Genomic DNA, 19,395 nt, shown 5'->3' on the forward strand with positions numbered 1-19,395 from the left:
CCGGTAAGTGCCGCTTTATAACAAGGGCCTGAAAAAGCTGTCAAGGAAGGCCCCCCGGCCGAAATACGTGCTAGTGCGTGCTGATTCTTTCCTTGGAATCCGTGTCGCGTTTCTCGTCCTTCGCGACTATCTCCGGAGCCACATCGGGCAAGGGCTCCGGGGCGTATTGCAGCGCAATCTGGAGCACTTCGTCAATCCATTTAACCGGTTTAATCTGAAGATCCTGCTTAATATTGTCAGGAATTTCCTTCAAATCACGCACGTTCTCTTCGGGAATGATCACTGTCTTGATCCCACCACGGTGGGCAGCCAGCAATTTCTCCTTCAGGCCACCGATTGCGAGCACTTGGCCACGCAGGGTGATCTCGCCGGTCATGGCCACGTCGGCACGCACTGGAATCTGCGTCAGGGCCGAGACCAGGGCGGTGCACATGCCGACACCGGCACTTGGACCATCCTTGGGCGTGGCACCTTCAGGCATGTGGATGTGGGTGTCGCGCTTCTCGTGGAAGTCCAGGGGAATGCCCAGGCTCTTGGCACGGCTGCGCACCACGGTCAGCGCGGCAGTGATGGATTCGACCATCACGTCGCCCAGCGAACCGGTCTTGATCAGCTGGCCCTTGCCCGGTACCACGGCGGCCTCGATGGTCAGCAGTTCGCCGCCCACCTGGGTCCACGCCAGACCCGTCACCTGGCCGATCTGATCCTGCTGCTCGGCCAGGCCGTAGCGGAACTTGCGCACGCCCAGGAAGTGCTCGAGCGAGTCGGAGGTCACTTTCACCGAGAAATGCTTGTCGCGGGCGTGCTCCTTGACCACCTTGCGGCAGACCTTGGCGATCTGGCGCTCGAGGCCACGCACACCGGCTTCGCGGGTGTAGTAGCGGATGATGTCGCGGATGGCCGCCACTTCCAGCTCCAGCTCACCCTTTTTCAGGCCGTTGGCGGTGATCTGCTTGGGCGACAGGTACTTGGTGGCGATGTTGATCTTCTCGTCCTCGGTGTAACCCGGCAGGCGGATCACTTCCATCCGGTCCAGCAGCGCTGGCGGGATGTTCATGGAGTTCGAGGTGCAGAGGAACATCACGTCCGAGAGGTCGTAGTCGACTTCCAGGTAGTGGTCGTTGAAGTTGTGGTTCTGCTCGGGGTCGAGCACTTCCAGCAGCGCCGACGCCGGGTCGCCACGCATGTCGCTGCCCATCTTGTCGATTTCGTCCAGCAGGAACAGCGGGTTGCGCACCCCTACCTTGGTCATCTTCTGGATCAGGCGGCCAGGCATGGAGCCGATGTAGGTGCGGCGGTGGCCACGAATCTCGGCCTCGTCACGTACACCACCCAAGGCCATGCGCACGAACTTGCGGTTGGTGGCATGGGCGATGGACTCGGCCAGCGAGGTCTTGCCCACGCCAGGCGGGCCTACCAGGCACAGCACCGGGCCACGAATCTTCTTCACGCGCTTCTGCACCGCGAGGTACTCAAGGATACGCTCCTTGACCTCTTCCAGGCCGTAGTGGTCGGCGTCGAGAATGTCCTCGGCGCGCGCCAGGTCCAGGCGCACCTTGCTCTGGGCCTTCCACGGCACTTGCACCAGCCAGTCGATGTAGGAACGCACCACGGTGGCCTCGGCCGACATCGGCGACATCTGCTTGAGCTTGTTCAGCTCGGCAGTGGCCTTGGCCAGGGCATCCTTGGGCAGGCCGGCGGCGTCGATGCGCTTTTTCAGCTCTTCGACTTCGTTGTGGCCTTCGTCGCTGTCGCCGAGCTCTTTCTGAATGGCCTTCATCTGCTCATTCAGGTAGTACTCGCGCTGGCTGCGCTCCATTTGTTTCTTCACGCGGCCGCGGATGCGCTTCTCGACCTGCAGCAGGTCGATTTCGGCGTCCAGCAGGGCCAGCACGTGTTCGACCCGGGCGGACAGGTCGATGATCTCGAGGATTTCCTGCTTCTGCTCGATCTTCAGCGCCATGTGCGCGGCCATGGTGTCTACCAGGCGGCCAGGCTCATCGATGCTGTTCAGCGAGGACAGGACTTCGGCAGGGACTTTCTTGCCCAGCTGCACGTATTGCTCGAACTGCGCCAGCAGGCTGCGCACGAACACTTCGGACTCGCGGTCCGGGGCATCGACTTCGTCGATCAGCTGCACTTCGGCGCGGCAATGGCCGTCAACTTCCATGAAACTTTCGACGGTGCCGCGCTGCTCGCCCTCGACCAGCACCTTGACGGTGCCATCAGGCAGCTTGAGCAGTTGCAGCACGGTAGCAACGGTACCCACGCGATACAGGGCGTCTTCGCCTGGATCATCGTCGGCAGGATTCTTCTGGGCCAGCAGCAGGATCTGCTTTTCGCCCGTCATCGCGGCCTCGAGGGCTTCGATGGATTTCTCGCGCCCCACGAACAGCGGGATCACCATGTGCGGATACACGACGACATCACGCAATGGCAGGAGAGGCAATTCGATGGTGGTCTTCATGATTTCGCCTCTACAGCGGCCCTAGGGCCGTAGACAGTGGAATTGAGCTTGTAGTCAATGTGGGGGCAGCCCCCAAAAAAAACAAGCGCTGCGGGGCAGGAAAAGCAAAGGGGCCCGAAGGCCCCTTCCTGTTTCAAGCCGCAGTACGACTTATGCGTCTGGCGCAGCCTTGGCCGGCGTCTCACTGTTTTCGTAGATTAACAGTGGCTTGGACTTTCCTTCGATGACGCTTTCGTCGATCACCACTTTGCTGACGTCTGTCTGCGAAGGGATCTCGTACATGGTGTCCAGCAGCACGCCTTCCAGGATGGAACGCAGGCCACGGGCACCGGTCTTGCGCTCCAGCGCACGATGGGCCACGGACTTCAGCGCGTCGGCACGGAACTCCAGGTCCACGCCTTCCATCTCGAACAGCTTGGCGTATTGCTTGGTGAGGGCGTTCTTGGGCTCGGTCAGGATCTGCACCAGGGCAGCCTCATCGAGCTCGTCCAAGGTGGCCAGCACCGGCAGACGACCCACGAATTCCGGGATCAGGCCGAACTTGACCAAGTCGTCAGGCTCGACTTCACGCAGGGACTCGCCCACCTTCTTGCCTTCCTGCTTACTGCGCACTTCGGCGTTGAAGCCGATGCCGCCAGCCGTGGAACGGTTCTGGATGACCTTTTCCAGGCCCGAGAACGCACCACCGCAGATGAACAGGATGTTACGGGTGTCTACCTGCAGGAACTCCTGCTGAGGGTGCTTGCGACCGCCTTGTGGCGGTACCGAGGCAACGGTGCCCTCGATCAGCTTCAACAGTGCCTGCTGCACGCCCTCGCCCGACACGTCGCGGGTGATGGACGGGTTGTCGGATTTGCGCGAGATCTTGTCGATTTCGTCGATGTAGACAATGCCCATCTGGGCCTTCTCGACATCGTAGTCGCATTTCTGCAACAGCTTTTGAATAATGTTCTCAACGTCTTCACCGACATAACCCGCTTCGGTCAGCGTGGTGGCGTCGGCGATGGTGAAGGGTACGTTGAGCAGGCGCGCCAGGGTTTCAGCCAGCAGCGTCTTGCCCGAACCGGTCGGGCCGATGAGCAGGATGTTGCTCTTGCCCAGCTCGACGTCGTCACCCTTCTTGTCACGTTGATTGAGGCGCTTGTAGTGGTTGTACACCGCTACCGCCAAAACCTTTTTAGCGCGTTCCTGACCAATCACGTACTGATCAAGGATGCCGCTGATTTCTTTGGGCGAAGGCAATTTATGCGCGTTGCTCTCGGCCTGGGCTTCTTGCACCTCCTCGCGGATGATGTCGTTGCACAGGTCGACGCACTCGTCGCAGATAAAGACCGAGGGGCCGGCAATCAATTTGCGCACTTCATGCTGGCTTTTGCCACAGAAGGAGCAATAGAGCAATTTGCCGTTGTCCTCGCCGTTGCGGGTGTCAGTCATTCGATCGATCCAAATCCGATAGGCTTGCAACACAAGATGAAGGCAATCGCGGGGTTTTTCAAGTCCACAGGTGGCTGGTTGTGCCAACCACCTGGCATTTGCTCCGCTTAGGCAGGCATCTGACGCTTGTTGATCACGGAGTCGACCAGGCCGTACTCGGCCGCGCGGTCGGCGCTCATGAAGTTGTCACGATTGGTGTCCTGCTCGATCTGCTCGAGGGTCTGGCCGGTGTGGAACGCCAGCAGCTCGTTCAGGCGGTGACGGATCGAGAGGATTTCGCGGGCGTGAATGTCGATGTCCGACGCCTGGCCCTGGAAACCGCCCAGTGGCTGGTGAATCATCACGCGCGAGTTCGGCAGGCAGTAACGCTTGCCCTTGGCACCACCGGCCAGCAGGAAGGCGCCCATGCTGCAGGCCTGGCCGATGCAGGTGGTGGACACGTCCGGCTTGATGAACTGCATGGTGTCGTAGATCGACATGCCTGCAGTGACCGAGCCGCCAGGGCTGTTGATGTAGAGATGGATATCCTTGTCCGGGTTCTCGGCTTCGAGGAACAGCAATTGCGCGCACACCAGGTTGGCCATGTAGTCTTCTACCGGGCCAATCAGGAAGATCACTCGCTCTTTCAACAGGCGCGAGTAGATATCGTAGGCGCGTTCGCCACGAGCCGATTGCTCGACAACCATCGGGACCAGGCCGCCAGCGGCCTGGATGTCAGAACTGTGCTGAATATAAGAATTGCGGGACATGTCTCGCACTCACTCCCAAATAGTCAAGTCTTGAATACGCATAAGCCAGCGCGAAGGCTGGCTTATGGTGGTGTTCCAACGCTGGAAGGAATCAGTCGGCTTGTGGTGCTTCGGCCGGCTTGACTGCTTCTTCGTAGGAGACCGCTTTGTCGGTCACACTAGCTTTCTGCAGAACAGTATCCACAACTTGCTCTTCCAGCACAACCGAACGGACTTCGTTCAGTTGCTGGTCGTTCTTGTAGTACCACGCCACGACCTGCTCTGGCTCCTGGTAGGCCGAGGCCATTTCCTGGATCATTTCACGTACGCGGGCTTCGTCCGGCTTCAGCTCGTTGGCCTTGACCACTTCGGCGACGATCAGGCCCAGTACCACGCGGCGCTTGGCTTGTTCTTCGAACAGCTCGGCCGGCAGTTGATCAGGCTTGATGTTGCCACCGAACTGCTGAACGGCTTGAACGCGCAGGCGGTTCACTTCGTTTTCCAGCAGGGCCTTTGGCACTTCGATCGGGTTGGCAGCCAGCAGGCCGTCCATGACCTGGTTCTTCACCTTGGTCTTGATCGCCTGGCGCAGTTCGCGCTCCATGTTCTTGCGAACTTCGGTGCGGAAGCCTTCCAGACCAGTTTCCTTGATGCCGAACTGATTGAAGAAGGCTTCGTTCAGTTCAGGCAGGGTCGGTGCGGCAACGCTGTTGACGGTCACGGTGAACTCGGCGGCCTTGCCGGCCAGGTCCAGGTTCTGGTAGTCCTCTGGGAAGGTCAGGGTCAGCACGCGCTCTTCACCCGCCTTGGCGCCCACCAGGCCTTCTTCGAAGCCTGGGATCATGCGGCCGGAACCCAGCACCAACTGGGTGCCCTGGGCCGAACCACCGGCGAAGGCTTCGCCGTCGATCTTGCCGACGAAATCGATGTTCAGCTGGTCTTCGTTTGCAGCGGCACGGTCGGCAGCTTCAAAGCGAACGTTCTGCTTGCGCAGCACTTCCAGCATTTTGTCCAGGTCGGCATCAGCCACTTCGGCGCTCAGGCGCTCGACGTTGATGGACTCGAAACCTGCAACAGCGAACTCTGGGAATACTTCGAAAGTAGCGATGTATTCCAGGTCCTTGCCCTTTTCGAACACTTTAGGTTCTACAGCCGGGGCACCGGCTGGATTCAGCTTCTGCTCAACCACGGCTTCGTAGAAAGTCGCCTGGATCAGGTCGCCCAGGGCTTCCTGACGTGCGGAATCTTCGTAGCGCTGACGAATCACGCTCATCGGCACTTTGCCAGGACGGAAGCCTGGAACCTTAGCGCGACGGGCAGTCTGTTGCAGACGCTTGTTGACTTCGGTCTCGATGCGCTCGGCAGGCACGCCGATGGTCATGCGGCGCTCGAGAGCGGAAGTGTTTTCAACAGAAACTTGCATGGATTTTCCTCGTTGCACAGACGTTAGCCGGCCATTTCCGACCCCAATCAAGGGCATGCATTCTAGAGGGTCGAACACAAGAAGTCACCCTGTGCAAGACAGCTTGAAACAAGGAATGGCAAAACCGCCGCAAAAGCCCGCCTGCAAAGGGCTTGGCAGGGCCATGGACGGTGTTTTCAGCGCCCTCGCCCATGCGACCGACGGCATTTCCACAAACACCACGCACTGATATCGCGCACGCGGATCTTTGCAAAATATTTACGTTCGTAGACAAACAGTTACAAAATTTCGATGTCTGATACATCAGAACGGGCGCATTACCCCCGACATCAGGAGACAACCGTGTTCAACAAACTCACCAAACTTACCGTGGCAGCCCTGGCAGCCGTCGCCATCCTCAGCACTTCCGGGTGCATCATCTTCCCGGACCACGGCCACGGCGGTGGCGGCTACCATCGCGGCTGGTATCGTTGATCGCTGAAGGAATAAAGAAGCCCGCCTTTCGCAAGAAGGCGGGCTTTTTTGTGGCTGGTGAAAAGTCCTGCCGCCCATTGACCCAAAGCGGGCAGACAAGGCCAGCGATGCCTCTCCACTTGGCCATGGCACGTTGCAACGAATGTAGCAGCTGCCGCCAGGCTGCGTCGCGCCGCGCGGGCGGCGCTCGACCCCAACAGCAACTAAACAACATCGGCGAGCATCCGGTGAGCGCGACGCAGTCCCCAGCGGGGACCTTCAGCCCCCTCCCCGCCACACCCGGGGTGAAATCGCGCCATGCCTCAAAGGGGCAGGCCCTGATTCTTCTACCGCTCTTGAGATCGAGCGCCGCCCACGCGGCGCGACGCCGCCTTGCGGCAGCTGCTACAGTTTTTGCGCTGCACCATGGCCTGACGGCGTGAGACGAAGGATCAAGCCACACTTAATCTCACGCAAACAAAAAAGGCGCCTGATTCGCATCAGGCGCCTTTTTCACGAAATATGGGGTGGACGATGGGGATCGAACCCACGACAACAGGAGTCACAATCCTGTGCTCTACCAACTGAGCTACGCCCACCATAAAACGGTGTTGCAGTGCCCCACTACAAACGGGGCGATACAGCTTGAATGGTGCGGACGAAGAGACTCGAACTCTTACAGCTTGCGCCGCTGGAACCTAAATCCAGTGTGTCTACCAATTTCACCACGTCCGCATGTGAAGCTTTTAAAGCAAAGGCGCCAGACTTTCATCAGGCGCCTTTCGAAATATGGGGTGGACGATGGGGATCGAACCCACGACAACAGGAGTCACAATCCTGTGCTCTACCAACTGAGCTACGCCCACCATATTGCGCTACTTGTGCCAAAGCTGCCTAATGGCGCACCCGGCAGGACTCGAACCTGCGACCATCCGCTTAGAAGGCGGATGCTCTATCCAGCTGAGCTACGGGCGCTTATTTAATCTGCATTCTGTGACGACTACAAATTTTAAGCTTCAGTCCTGCGGAGTTAAATACTCAACTCTGCCTGACCTTCTTCACCAGTGCTAGGCTCTGCCCGACAAGTGCGACGAATGTTATAGACGGTCGGTAGGGTCGTCAATCTTTTTCTGCAAAAAATTCATTTTATTTAAGGGCTTAGCGGAATCGTCGGACCAAGCGCCTTTGCCCATCGCGCCCGGCGTGCGAGAATGCGCGCACATTTTCTTCCCTCTCGATGGTTAACCACGCGACATGACTGCACAACTAATCGACGGCAAGGCGATCGCCGCCAGCCTGCGCCAGCAGATCGCCCAACGGGTCACCGAGCGCCGCCAGCAAGGCCTGCGCACCCCGGGCCTGGCCGTGATCCTGGTCGGCAGCGATCCTGCTTCCCAGGTATATGTCTCGCACAAGCGTAAAGACTGTGAAGAGGTCGGCTTCCTGTCCCAGGCCTTCGACCTGCCTGCCCAGACCACCCAGCTGGAACTGGAAAGCCTGATCGACCGCCTCAATGATGATGCCGACATCGACGGCATCCTGTTGCAACTGCCGCTGCCCGAGCACCTGGACGCGTCCAAGCTGCTGGAGCGCATTCGCCCCGACAAGGACGTGGACGGCTTCCACCCCTACAACGTCGGCCGCCTGGCCCAGCGCATCCCGCTGCTGCGCCCGTGCACCCCGAAAGGCATCATGACCCTGCTGGAAAGCACCGGCCAGGACCTGTACGGCATGAACGCGGTCGTGGTTGGCGCGTCCAACATCGTTGGCCGCCCCATGGCCATGGAGCTGCTGCTGGCCGGCTGCACCGTCACCGTCACCCACCGCTTCACCAAGGACCTGGCTGGCCACGTCGGCCGTGCCGACCTGGTGGTGGTGGCCGCCGGCAAGCCTGGCCTGGTCAAGGGTGAGTGGATCAAGGAAGGCGCCATCGTCATCGACGTCGGCATCAACCGCCAGGAAGACGGCAAGCTGGTCGGCGACGTGGTGTACGACACCGCCCTGCCCCGCGCCGGCTGGATCACCCCGGTGCCGGGCGGCGTGGGCCCCATGACCCGTGCCTGCCTGCTGGAAAACACCCTGTATGCCTGCGAAACGCTGCATGCCTGAGTGATTGCCCAGCCTTGAAAAAACGCCGCACACCGTTACCGGGTGCGGCGTTTTTTTATACCCGCGCCACCCATAACTATTGAGCACCCTTGCCCCGGCAGGGAAAAACACAATGCCGCCCTTTGAACCAGCCAAAGGGCCATGACCATGCTGCGCGACACCCCCTCGACGTTCGATATCCGCACCACCCCCCACTACGATCTGCTCAAGCGGCAATTGCCAGGCTGGATGGAGAAGGTCCACCCGGACCTCCACGCCGCCATCAAGCGCAAGCCCCTGCCGCCCATGACCTGGTATGAAAAGGCCCTGCGGGACACGCCGGACGTGGTAGCGCAATTCCAGCAGGCGCACTTGCTGCATCGCCACGACACCGAGCAGGTCAACGCCATCATGGCGCGCATTCCGTCCCCCGAAGCCTTCGCCCGCCCACTGCTGGAACAGGCGATCAAGCGACGCTTCGATGAAGACATCGATAGCACCCAGGCCTTCCTGTTCAACGCCCAACGCGTGGTCGTGCCGCCGACCTACGAGTTTGGCCACGAGGCCGACGTCGACCTTGCGACTTTCAACGCCGACCGCAAGGCGCGTCGCGAACAGGCCATGCACGCGGCAACCTCCACGCTGCTGCAGGCCGCCATGCAGAACTTCGAAGCCAAGGACGCCGAGCGCCACGGCATGGACAACGGCGACCTCAAGGCCGACATCTACATGGGTTTCAGCATCGACAACCTCACCATCAGCGGCACGCCGGTAGGCATTCCAGCCCACGCCTTCGCCCAGCTGTGCCGCGAGCTGGACCTGGGCCAGCGCTACCAGGAACAGATCCAGGTGGCGCTGAACTGGAGCTACCGGCCAGGCGACGCCCCCGGCACCGCGCTGGCTAACAGCACGGCGAAGATGAAACTGTTCGAACGCTCGTCGCTGCTGCTGCAGGCCCACATCGCCTACATGAAGGGGGACATCGACCAGGGCACCCACGAGGACATGATCAAGGTCGCACACAACAAGAGCTCCAGCCGCTGCCATTCCCTGAGGCTGTTCAAGACCGTGCTCAAGGGCATCATCCTGGTGCGGGAACCCAGCACCCTGCCAGACCAGCCGGTGCGCGTGACGGTCTATATCCCGGACGACCCGTTCACACCGTTGAAAACCTACCCCTCGGTCCCGGCGTTTATCAGCGCCCTGCGCGCCAACCTGTTCAAGCCTGGCTACCTGCAGTTTCTCGCCCGCTTCGTGCCAGCCCGCGAGCGGGCCAAGCTGTTTCACCAACTGGACACGGCGCTACACCCCAAGACTTGGGACAACGCCAACCAGCGCTGGGTAGCGGGCAGCGACCTTGATGCCGACATCAAGGCCAGGGCCACGGCCTTTGAGGACTTCCTGCTTGAGGAGCTGGTGCGGCACAAGGTCGACACCCTCAAGGATGACGGCCTGTTTCACCTGGTCACCACCGAAGCCGAGGACCGCAAAAGCCAGCAAGAGCACGCCGACTACATCAAGGGCAAATTTTTCATGGCCCTGAACGTGGCCGCGTTCTTCGTACCCGGCCTTGGCGAAGCGCTACTGGTGATGACCGCCGTGGAGCTGTGCTGGAACACCATCGAAGGCTTCGAGAGCCTGCTGGAAGGCGACAAGGAAGCCGCCATCGGCCACTTCCTGGGCGTGGCGGAAAACGTCGCCATGCTGGCCGCCTTTGCCGGCGCGGGCTACATCGCCACCCGATATGTGTTGCCCAAAGTCATCAGCACGCTAAAGCAGATCCCCCTGCCCAACGGCGTCACACGGCTGTGGAAACCTGATATTGCGCCCTACCAGCACGAAGTCGAACTGCCAGCCTCGGCAAGGCCCGACAACCAGGGCCTGTACAACCATGAGGGCAAGCAATGGCTCAAGCGCGACGACGGCGTCTATTGCGTCAAGGCCCCGGAGGACGGCCTGCCCTACCGCCTGGAGCACCCAAGCAAGGTGGGCGGCTATGAGCCACCACTGCGCACCAACGGCAAGGGCAGCTGGATCAGCGAGGCCGACACGCCACACACCTGGCAGGGGCCGGACCTGTTCCGCAAGCTGGGGCCCGTAACCGACGGCATTTCCGACACCACGGCCGGGCGCATCATGCGCGTCAGCGACACCCACGAAGCGACGCTGCGCCTGTGCCTGGCCGAAGCCGAACAACCGCCCGCACTGCTGGAGGACACCCTGCAACGCTTCAAGCTCGACCAGGATCTGGGCACCGTCATCACCCAGCTCGAAGCCCCGCAGCCGCCGGCCGATCCGCAGCTGCTGCTGGAGCTGCTGGCCGAGCACCCGCGCTGGCCAAGCAGCAAGGCCTTACGCTTGGAAAGCCCGGATGGCAGGGTGATCCGCCAGTTCACAAGCGCCCACGACGAAACCATCATTGTTTACGCCAATGAGTCCGACGCACTGCAAGTGGTGCTCGACAGCTTGCACCCCGACGAGGTCAACGCGTTGCTGGGCAGCGAACCCGGCCCCTATGCCAGGCTCATCCTGCGCCAGCAACTGCTGGAAAACGCCACCACTTACCGCGGCGAACTGTTTGCCCGGCGCTACCAGGCTTCGCAAGTGACAGCCGACCCGCTGGCCGCATTCATACAGGCGCATTTCCCCGACCTGCCGGTAACGGTCGCCGAAGAGCTGGCCACCCACGCCACCGCGGCGGAACAGGCCTTGATGCGTAACGACCGCAGCCTGCCGCCACGGGTGGCAGGCGAAGCGCGCGCCTACCAGGCCAAGCTGCGGGTTGCCCGCGCCTATGAAGGCCTGTATCTGGATTCGGTGGAAACACCCGACAGCACGCTGGTGCAACAACAGGCGGCCGTTTCATTGCCCGGCTGCTCGCCCAGCCACCCTGCACCCATCAGCGTAGTGCGCGATGCCCCGCTGCTGCCCCGGCGCAAGGTGCAGGAGCTGCTGCAGATGACCCCGGACAAGCCGGGCGCCAAGTCGCCCATGGAACTGGCCGATGGCCGCGCCGGCATGCCTGTGAGCGAAACGCCGCGCATCATCCTTGAAGAATCGCTGCTGGATAAAATACGCCTGCTGGAACTGGAAGCCGCGCTGGACAGCGACGCCCAGGGCATCCTCGACCAGCTCTACGCCCAGGGCCTGGACCGGGCAGCCATTGACCAGCGGCTCAACCAACTGTTCGACGAGCAACGCCAGTTACAGGCGCACCTCGATCAATGGACGCTGGATTCCGCCAGCCAGCGCCTTTCCCCGGCACGCCAACTCAGCCGCCAGCGCATCGGCGACGCACTGCAGCAGTTCTGGCGCACCAGCAGTCTGCCGCACGCCACCCCGGCTGGCGACACGCTGAGCCTGGAGGCGGTGTACCTCGATGATTTCCCGGCCGATCTGCCAAGCTTCGTCCGCGACCGCGTGCAACACCTCGACCTGCGCAGCGTGCGCCCGGTTGAACGTCGCCCGTCCCTGGCCTTGCTGGACGCAATCCAGCGCGACCGCGACACCGTGGAGGGCTTCTTCGCCCAGTTCGCGCAGGTCACTGCCGTGAGCATCAACGAAGGCGGCGCCCTGGGCCCCTACAGCCTGTTCAGCGACTGGACGACGTTGATCGCCTCACGTTACCCGCAACTGACCGAACTGCGGCTGGTGAACCTGCGCCTGCCGATTGGCAGCACGCGCCTGCGGGAGATCCGCAGCCTTGCCCAGCTCCGGCACCTGGACCTGAGCGGCAACCGCTTCTACGAGCCACTGGATTTTTCCAACCTGAACCTGGACTACCTCGGCCTGGATTCCCTCAGCGATGAATGGAGCGAGTTCCAGCCCGACCTGTTCAGCCCGGCGCTGCTTGACCACACCGCTGAAATCTCCCTGCGCGGCAACCGCTTGCTGGCCCTGCCCGACCACCTGCTGGAGAACCCTACCGGCACTGGCCGCAGCACCCGCCTGGTGCTGACCGACAACCGCCTGAACCGCGAAACCCTGCGCACCGCCATCGAAAGCGAACAGCCCGGCGGCCGCTACACCTTTGACACCGACCTGCCGCGCGCCAGCGTCGAAGCCAGCATCGCGCAACAACGAGAACTGCAGCGGGCCGTGGCAGACTGGCGTGACGCCTCCAGCTCATCAGCGCCCCCCAGTGAGACGACCCTGACCACCCGACGCACGGTGAGCCACACCATCACCCAATTCTGGCGCACGCTGGCCACCGAAAACGCAGCACCAGTGCTTGCGCTCAACGGCGCGTCAGCAGCGGAGTTCCCCCACGCCCTGCCGGCCTTCTTCTACCGTGAAGTACTGGACCTGCAGCTCAACGAACCCATTGCCAGCAGTGCGCAGTTGAACCAACTGCTACGCGACTTCCCACAATTGGAGCGCCTGACCATCGACGGCACGCCGACTCCCCTGCCCGGTTTGCCGGCGGCGCTCCTGGAACTGCCATCCTTGCGCAGCTTGAACCTGATTGACCAGGGGCTGGTAATCGACCAGGCCGCGATGGATTTTTTCGCCGAGATCCCCGAACTGCAGCAACTGAGCCTGGACGGCAACACCCTGGGCACCATCACCGAGGTCTCGGCGCTGCGCAACCGCAATCTCGACCTGCTGAGCCTGGAACGCATGGGCATCACCGCCTGGCCGCAGTGGCTGGACAGCCTGATCCCGGATTACCTGGGCCGGGTCAACCTGCGCGACAACGGCCTGATCGAACTACCCGAATATCTGCTGGAAAACCACCGCCGCGACACCGGCCACACCACCATCGAGCTGCGCGGCAACCCCCTGGACCACGAGACCATGCGCCGCGCCCACGTGTCGGAGTCCTACTACCGCCCCTTCTCCTTTGACATGGACCTGCCCGACGACATCGCCGAGCTGACCCAGAGCGAGTCCCACAGCTCGGACACCCCAGGCTCGACCACCTCGCAGCATTCGGTGCACAGCCCCGGCCTGGCCAATGAGTTTGAAGCCCCCACGGCCGACCCTTGGTTGCCAGCGGCGGCGGAGCAGCATGATTCGCTACGCCAGACCTGGGAAACCCTCCAGAGGAGTGACAACGCGCCCAACCTGCTCAACCTGATCGAGCGCCTGCGCCAGACCGCCGACTACCGCAGTGCCAGGACCCGGCCTGAACTGGCGCAGCGGGTGTGGACCGTACTGGAGCAGGCAGCCGCGGACGATGAACTGTGCCTGCTGCTCAACGGCATGGCCGAGGAGCCCCTGCAACTGCTGGCCGAGCACGCGACCTGCCCGGACGGCGTTCGCCTGGCGTTCAACCAGATGGAAGTGCAGGTGTTCATCCGCCAGGCCACCCGCAGCATCACCGGCGAAAGCCGCGGGCCTCAGCTGCAGCAACTGGTGCGGCGGCTGTTCCGCCTCAACGCGCTGGATGACCTGGCGATGCGCAACGCTGGCGCCCGCGACCAGGCCGAAGTGCGCCTGGCGTATCGCCTGCAGCTGGCCCAGGACCTGGACCTGCCGATTCCGCCATCACGCATGCTGTATGAAGGCTCCGCCGATCTACGCCCGGGCGAGTTGAACCTGGCCCGCAGCGAAGTGGGCCGTAGCGAGCAAGGCCAGCCGTTCCTCGACTTCGCCGCCGACCAGTCGTTCTGGACCGAGTACTTGCGCGAGGCGTACGCAGAGCGTTTCCAGGCGGTGCGCAACGACTACGAGGCGCAGGTGCTGGCGCTGACCGACCGCTACCCCGACGAGAGCATGGAGCAGATCGGCGAGCGCATCAAGAAGCTCGACCAGCAGCTGCTGGCCAACGAACGCAAGCTGGTCATGCAGCTCACCAACCAGCAGGACAAGCCATGACCTGAACACAAAAAAACCGGCCAAGTGGCCGGTTTTTTTGTACAGCATGCTGCTTAGTCGGCCAGGCGCCAGGTGGTGCCGCCCTTGCCGTCTTCCAGCACCACGCCCATGGCGGTCAGCTGGTCACGGATGCGGTCCGACTCGGCCCAGTCCTTGCCAGCACGCGCCGCCAGGCGCGCGGCGATCAGCGCGTCGACTTCAGCGGCGTCGACCTTGCCTTCGGCACCGGCGCGCAGGAAGTCATCGGCTTCCAGCTGCAGCACGCCCAGCAGGCTGCCCAGCTCGCGCAGGCGCGCGGCCAGGCCGGCGGCGGCGTCGAGGTCGCTGTCGCGCAGGCGGTTGATCTCGCGCACCAGGTCGAACAGCACCGCACAAGCTTCGGGGGTAGCGAAGTCGTCGTTCATGGCGTCGGTGAAACGCGTCACGTACTCTTCGCCACCGGCGGCGGCCACGCTCGGCAGGCCCTTGAGCGCATGGTAGAAGCGCTCCAGCGCGCCCTTGGACTCCTTCAGGCTCTCTTCCGAGTAGTTGATAGAGCTGCGGTAATGGCTGGACACCAGCAGGTAGCGCACCACCTCGGGGTGGTACTTGGCCAGCACGTCGCGAATGGTGAAGTAGTTGCCCAGGGACTTGGACATCTTCTCGCCATTGATGCGGATCATGCCGCAGTGCATCCACGCGTTGGCGTACTGCTGGCCGGTGGCGGCCTCGCTCTGGGCGATCTCGTTCTCGTGGTGCGGGAACTCCAGGTCGTTGCCACCGCCGTGGATGTCAAAGGTGTCGCCCAGGCAGCAGGTCGACATCACCGAGCACTCGATGTGCCAGCCCGGACGGCCCGGGCCCCACGGCGACTCCCAGCTTGGCTCGCCCGGCTTCACGCCTTTCCACAACACGAAGTCCAGCGGGTCCTGCTTGGCCTCGTCCACTTCGATGCGGGCACCGATGCGCAGGTCTTCGATCTTCTTGCGCGACAGCTTGCCGTAACCCACGAACTTGCCGACGCGGTAGTACACGTCGCCGTTGCCCGGTGCGTAGGCGAAGCCCTTGTCGATCAGGGTCTGGATCATGGCGTGCATGCCGACGATATGGTCGGTGGCACGCGGCTCCAGGTCCGGCTTGAGGATGTTCAGGCGCGCTTCGTCCTCGTGCATCGCGGCGATCATGCGTTCGGTGAGGGCGTCGAAGCTTTCGCCGTTCTCCCGCGCGCGGTTGATGATCTTGTCGTCGATGTCGGTGATGTTGCGCACGTACGTCAGGTCGTAGCCGCTATGGCGCAGCCAGCGGGTCACCAGGTCGAAGGCGATCATGCTGCGGCCATGGCCAATGTGGCAGAAGTCGTACACGGTCATGCCGCACACGTACATCCGCACCTTGTTGCCGTCCAGCGGCTTGAAGACTTCCTTGCTCTTGGTGAGCGTGTTGTAGATCGATAGCACGATGATTCCTTAGCTGCCCCACGAGTCGCGCAGGGTGACAGTACGGTTGAATACCGGACGACCAGGCTGGGTGTCTTTCAGGTCGGCGCAGAAGTAGCCTTCGCGCTCGAACTGGAAGCGGTCTTCCGGCTGTGCGTGGGCCAGCGATGGCTCGGCGCGACAACCGGTCAGCACTTGCAGCGAATCAGGGTTGATGTTGTCCAGGAAGCTTGCGCCCTCCTCGGCCTTTTCCGGGCTTGGGGAGCGGAACAGGCGATCGTACAGGCGCACTTCGCATTCGACGCTGGCGGCGGCCGGCACCCAGTGGATCACGCCCTTGACCTTGCGGCCCTCGGGGTTCTTGCCCAGGGTGTCGGGGTCGTAGCTGCACAGCAGCTCGACGATGTTGCCGTCGGCGTCCTTGATGGCTTCGTCGGCGCGGATCACGTAGCTGCCGCGCAGGCGCACTTCACCGGCTGGCTCCAGGCGCTTGTAGCCCTTGGGCGGCTCTTCCATGAAGTCGTCGCGGTCGATGTAGATCTCGCGGGCGAACGGCAGCACGCGCATGCCCATGTCTTCTTTCGGGTGGCGTGGCAGCTCCAGGGTTTCTTCCTGGCCTTCGGGGTAGTTGGTGATGGTGACCTTCAACGGGCGCAGCACGCACATGGCGCGCGGGGCGTTGCGGTCCAGGTCGTCACGGATGCTGAATTCCAGCATGTTCATGTCCACCACGCCGTCGGAACGGTTGGTGCCGATCATTTCGCAGAAGTTGCGAATCGACGCGGCGGTGTAGCCACGGCGGCGGAAGCCCGACAGGGTGGACATGCGCGGGTCGTCCCAGCCATGCACGTGCTGCTCGTCGACCAGTTGCTTGAGCTTGCGCTTGCTGGTCACGGTGTAGCTCAGGTTCAGGCGGCTGAACTCGTACTGGCGCGGGTGGCTGGGCACCGGCAGGTTGTCCAGGAACCAGTCGTACAGCGGGCGATGGCCTTCGAACTCCAGGGTGCAGATGGAGTGGGTGATGCCTTCGATGGCGTCGGACTGGCCATGGGTGAAGTCATAGTTGGGGTAGATGCACCACGTGTCACCGGTCTGGTGGTGATGGGCATGACGGATGCGGTACAGGATCGGGTCGCGCAGGTTCATGTTCGGCGAGGCCATGTCGATCTTGGCACGCAGCACGCGCTCGCCGTCCTTGAACTCGCCGGCCTTCATGCGCGCGAACAGGTCCAGGTTCTCTTCCACCGCACGCTCGCGGAACGGGCTGTTCTTGCCTGGCTCGGTCAGGCTGCCGCGGTATTCGCGGGCCTGTTCCGGGGTCAGGTCGCAGACGTAGGCCTTGCCGGCCTTGATCAGCTCGACGGCCCAGTCATGCAGCTGGTCGAAATACTGCGAGGCGTAGCGCACTTCGCCGGCCCAGTCGAAGCCCAGCCATTTCACGTCGCGCTCGATGGCGTCGATGTATTCCTGGTCTTCCTTGGCCGGGTTGGTGTCGTCGAAGCGCAGGTGGCAGACGCCGCCCAGTTCCTTGGCCAGGCCAAAGTTCACGCAGATCGACTTGGCGTGGCCAATGTGCAGGTAGCCGTTGGGCTCCGGCGGGAAGCGGGTGACGATGCTGGCGTGCTTGCCCGAGTCCAGGTCGGCCTGCAGGATCGGCCGCAGGAAATTGGTGGGAACTACCGGCGCGCCTTTGGCGTTTGCGGCATTGGGAGCGTTATCGGCGGTGGGCTTGCTCATAGGATCCTTGAAAACGTACCTGTGGCCATGGGTAGGCCGACTAAATCAAAGCGCTTATCATAGCCGAAGCTGTCAAGTCGCTGACAGGCCAGTCTGCCGGGTTTCGCCGGCCGTCTGCGAAAAAACAGCCTCGAAATGCGTATCGCGACCTGTAAACTGCGCGTCAGGGTTATAAACGACCCGCCAAATTCTCTAAAGAAGAGCGAATCCTGAAATGTCCAAAGTAAAACTGACTACCAACTTCGGCGACATCGTGCTGCAGCTGAACGCTGAAAAAGCCCCGAAAACCGTGGCCAACTTCATCGAGTACGTCAACGCTGGCCACTACGCCAACACCGTGTTCCACCGTGTCATCAGCAACTTCATGATCCAGGGCGGCGGTTTCGAGCCAGGCATGAAGGAAAAGAAAGACAAGCGCCCAAGCATCCAGAACGAAGCCAACAACGGCCTCTCCAACACCAAGTACACCGTTGCCATGGCCCGCACCATGGAGCCGCATTCGGCTTCGGCGCAGTTCTTCATCAACGTCGCCGACAACACCTTCCTGAACCACAGCGCACCGACCGTGCAAGGCTGGGGCTACGCCGTGTTCGGTGAAGTGATCGAAGGCAACGACGTGGTCGACAAGATCAAGGGCGTGGCCACTGGCTCCAAGTCGGGCCACCAGGACGTACCGGTAGAAGACGTGGTCATCGAGAAAGCCGAGATCATTGAGTGATTCTGCTGATCTCCGATCTGCACCTGCAGGAAGAACGCCCGGACATTACCCGGGCGTTTCTGGAGTTTCTCGCCGGGCGCGCGCGCTCGGCGAGCGCTCTTTATATCTTGGGGGACTTCTTCGAAGCCTGGATTGGCGACGATGGCATGAGCCCCTACCAGCATTCGATCGGCGAGGCCCTGCGCGCACTCAGCGACAGCGGCACGAAGATCTTCCTGATGCACGGCAACCGCGACTTCCTGATCGGCAAGCGCTTCTGCAAGGCGGCCGGCGCCACCCTGCTGACAGACCCCAGCGTGGTCGACCTCTACGGTGAGCCGGTGCTGCTGATGCACGGCGACAGCCTGTGCACCCGCGACGAAGCCTACATGAAAATGCGCCGTATCCTGCGCAACCCGCTGACGCTGTTCATCCTGCGCCACCTGCCCCTGCGCACCCGCCACAAGCTGGCGCGCAAGCTGCGCAGCGAAAGCCGCGCACAGACGCGCATGAAGGCCAACGACATCGTCGACGTGACGCCTGAAGAGGTGCCACGGATCATGGCGCAGTACAAGGTCAACACCTTGATCCACGGCCACACCCACCGCCCGGCCATCCACAAACTGCACGTGGGCGATGCGCCCGCGCGGCGGATTGTGCTGGGGGATTGGGACAAGGATGGCTGGGCGTTGCAGGTGGATGAACAGGGCATGTCGCTGGCGGCATTCCCGTTCTGACGCGGCCTGACGGCCACTGCTACGTAGCAGCGGCCAAAGGCCGCGTCCACCTACCCCGCGAAATTCCTGGAACGGCGCGGCGTTTAAGACGCGGCCTGCGGCCGCTGCTACGTAGCAGCGGCCAAAGGCCGCGTCCGGCTACCTCGCGAAATCCCCTGGAACGGTGCGGCGATTCAGACGCGGCCTGCGGCCGCTGCTACGTAGCAGCGGCCAAAGGCCGCGTCCAGCTACCACGCGAAATTCCTGGAACGGCGCGGCGATTCAGACGCGGCCTGCCGCCGCTGCTACGTAGCAGCGGCCAAAGGCCGCGTCCGGCTACCTCGCGAAATCCCTTGGAACGGCGCGGCGATTCAGACGCGGCCTGCGGCCACTGCTACGGGATTTTTGTAGCAGGGC

General features: G+C 62.2%; 11 protein-coding genes and 4 tRNA genes. 5 read left to right on the plus strand and 10 right to left on the minus strand.

Features of this window, described 5'->3' with window-relative positions; genetic code table 11:
* Positions 1-70: 70 nt before the first annotated feature.
* From lon to tig, 4 genes are all read right to left on the minus strand, one after another.
* Complete coding sequence (lon, locus tag AC0Z2B_RS25620; RefSeq protein WP_416425823.1) at positions 71-2,467, minus strand: endopeptidase La; 2,397 nt, start codon at positions 2,465-2,467, stop codon at positions 71-73.
* Between the two features lie 150 nt (positions 2,468-2,617).
* Positions 2,618-3,901: an ATP-dependent Clp protease ATP-binding subunit ClpX gene (clpX, locus tag AC0Z2B_RS25625; RefSeq protein WP_416425824.1), complete on the minus strand. Its 1,284-nt coding sequence runs from the start codon at positions 3,899-3,901 to the stop codon at positions 2,618-2,620.
* A 107-nt stretch (positions 3,902-4,008) separates the two neighbouring features.
* Positions 4,009-4,650, minus strand: a complete 642-nt coding sequence (clpP, locus tag AC0Z2B_RS25630; protein ID WP_416425826.1) for an ATP-dependent Clp endopeptidase proteolytic subunit ClpP — start codon at positions 4,648-4,650, stop codon at positions 4,009-4,011.
* A gap of 91 nt (positions 4,651-4,741) precedes the next feature.
* Positions 4,742-6,052 (minus strand): trigger factor, encoded by a 1,311-nt coding sequence (gene tig, locus AC0Z2B_RS25635; protein ID WP_416425828.1) that lies wholly within the window; start codon positions 6,050-6,052, stop codon positions 4,742-4,744.
* A 342-nt stretch (positions 6,053-6,394) separates the two neighbouring features.
* On the opposite strand from tig, the gene AC0Z2B_RS25640 reads away from it, so the two are divergent.
* Positions 6,395-6,526 (plus strand): hypothetical protein, encoded by a 132-nt coding sequence (locus AC0Z2B_RS25640; RefSeq protein WP_416425829.1) that lies wholly within the window; start codon positions 6,395-6,397, stop codon positions 6,524-6,526.
* A gap of 502 nt (positions 6,527-7,028) precedes the next feature.
* Here AC0Z2B_RS25640 and AC0Z2B_RS25645 read toward each other — a convergent pair.
* From AC0Z2B_RS25645 to AC0Z2B_RS25660, 4 genes are all read right to left on the minus strand, one after another.
* Positions 7,029-7,104 (minus strand) — tRNA-His (locus AC0Z2B_RS25645).
* 51 nt (positions 7,105-7,155) lie between these two features.
* Positions 7,156-7,240, minus strand: a tRNA-Leu gene (locus AC0Z2B_RS25650).
* A gap of 55 nt (positions 7,241-7,295) precedes the next feature.
* Positions 7,296-7,371 (minus strand) — tRNA-His (locus AC0Z2B_RS25655).
* Positions 7,372-7,403: 32 nt separating this feature from the next.
* Positions 7,404-7,480, minus strand: a tRNA-Arg gene (locus AC0Z2B_RS25660).
* 279 nt (positions 7,481-7,759) lie between these two features.
* Between AC0Z2B_RS25660 and folD the strand changes: the two genes are divergently transcribed.
* Positions 7,760-8,614: a bifunctional methylenetetrahydrofolate dehydrogenase/methenyltetrahydrofolate cyclohydrolase FolD gene (gene folD, locus AC0Z2B_RS25665; protein WP_416425830.1), complete on the plus strand. Its 855-nt coding sequence runs from the start codon at positions 7,760-7,762 to the stop codon at positions 8,612-8,614.
* A gap of 147 nt (positions 8,615-8,761) precedes the next feature.
* A complete protein-coding gene (locus tag AC0Z2B_RS25670; RefSeq protein WP_476300375.1) occupies positions 8,762-14,413 on the plus strand; it encodes an NEL-type E3 ubiquitin ligase domain-containing protein in 5,652 nt (1,883 codons plus the stop codon).
* Positions 14,414-14,466: 53 nt separating this feature from the next.
* On the opposite strand, the gene cysS is transcribed toward AC0Z2B_RS25670, so the two are convergent.
* A complete protein-coding gene (gene cysS, locus AC0Z2B_RS25675) occupies positions 14,467-15,849 on the minus strand; it encodes a cysteine--tRNA ligase (RefSeq protein WP_476300377.1) in 1,383 nt (460 codons plus the stop codon).
* A gap of 9 nt (positions 15,850-15,858) precedes the next feature.
* On the minus strand, positions 15,859-17,565 hold the full coding sequence (locus AC0Z2B_RS25680) for a glutamine--tRNA ligase/YqeY domain fusion protein (protein ID WP_416425835.1): 1,707 nt from the start codon (positions 17,563-17,565) through the stop codon (positions 15,859-15,861).
* A 214-nt stretch (positions 17,566-17,779) separates the two neighbouring features.
* Between AC0Z2B_RS25680 and AC0Z2B_RS25685 the strand changes: the two genes are divergently transcribed.
* Together AC0Z2B_RS25685 and lpxH are read left to right on the plus strand one after the other, a co-directional pair.
* Complete coding sequence (locus AC0Z2B_RS25685; protein ID WP_416425836.1) at positions 17,780-18,283, plus strand: peptidylprolyl isomerase; 504 nt, start codon at positions 17,780-17,782, stop codon at positions 18,281-18,283.
* Positions 18,280-18,999, plus strand: coding sequence for a UDP-2,3-diacylglucosamine diphosphatase (lpxH, locus tag AC0Z2B_RS25690; protein ID WP_476300379.1), 720 nt, complete (start codon positions 18,280-18,282; stop codon positions 18,997-18,999). Before AC0Z2B_RS25685 ends, lpxH begins: the two co-directional genes overlap by 4 nt.
* Positions 19,000-19,395 lie beyond the last annotated feature (396 nt).

It is taken from the genome of Pseudomonas sp. GYB4201, from assembly GCF_056312595.1.

What these genes read in the sequence shown, in the direction of transcription:
- clpP (WP_416425826.1), bottom strand. Translation starts at nt 4,650, where the DNA reads ATGTCCCGCAATTCTTATATTCAGCACAGTTCTGACATCCAGGCCGCT.
- clpX (WP_416425824.1), bottom strand. Translation starts at nt 3,901, where the DNA reads ATGACTGACACCCGCAACGGCGAGGACAACGGCAAATTGCTCTATTGC.
- tig (WP_416425828.1), bottom strand. Translation starts at nt 6,052, where the DNA reads ATGCAAGTTTCTGTTGAAAACACTTCCGCTCTCGAGCGCCGCATGACC.
- folD (WP_416425830.1), top strand. Translation starts at nt 7,760, where the DNA reads ATGACTGCACAACTAATCGACGGCAAGGCGATCGCCGCCAGCCTGCGC.
- AC0Z2B_RS25670 (WP_476300375.1), top strand. Translation starts at nt 8,762, where the DNA reads ATGCTGCGCGACACCCCCTCGACGTTCGATATCCGCACCACCCCCCAC.
- AC0Z2B_RS25680 (WP_416425835.1), bottom strand. Translation starts at nt 17,565, where the DNA reads ATGAGCAAGCCCACCGCCGATAACGCTCCCAATGCCGCAAACGCCAAA.
- lon (WP_416425823.1), bottom strand. Translation starts at nt 2,467, where the DNA reads ATGAAGACCACCATCGAATTGCCTCTCCTGCCATTGCGTGATGTCGTC.
- AC0Z2B_RS25685 (WP_416425836.1), top strand. Translation starts at nt 17,780, where the DNA reads ATGTCCAAAGTAAAACTGACTACCAACTTCGGCGACATCGTGCTGCAG.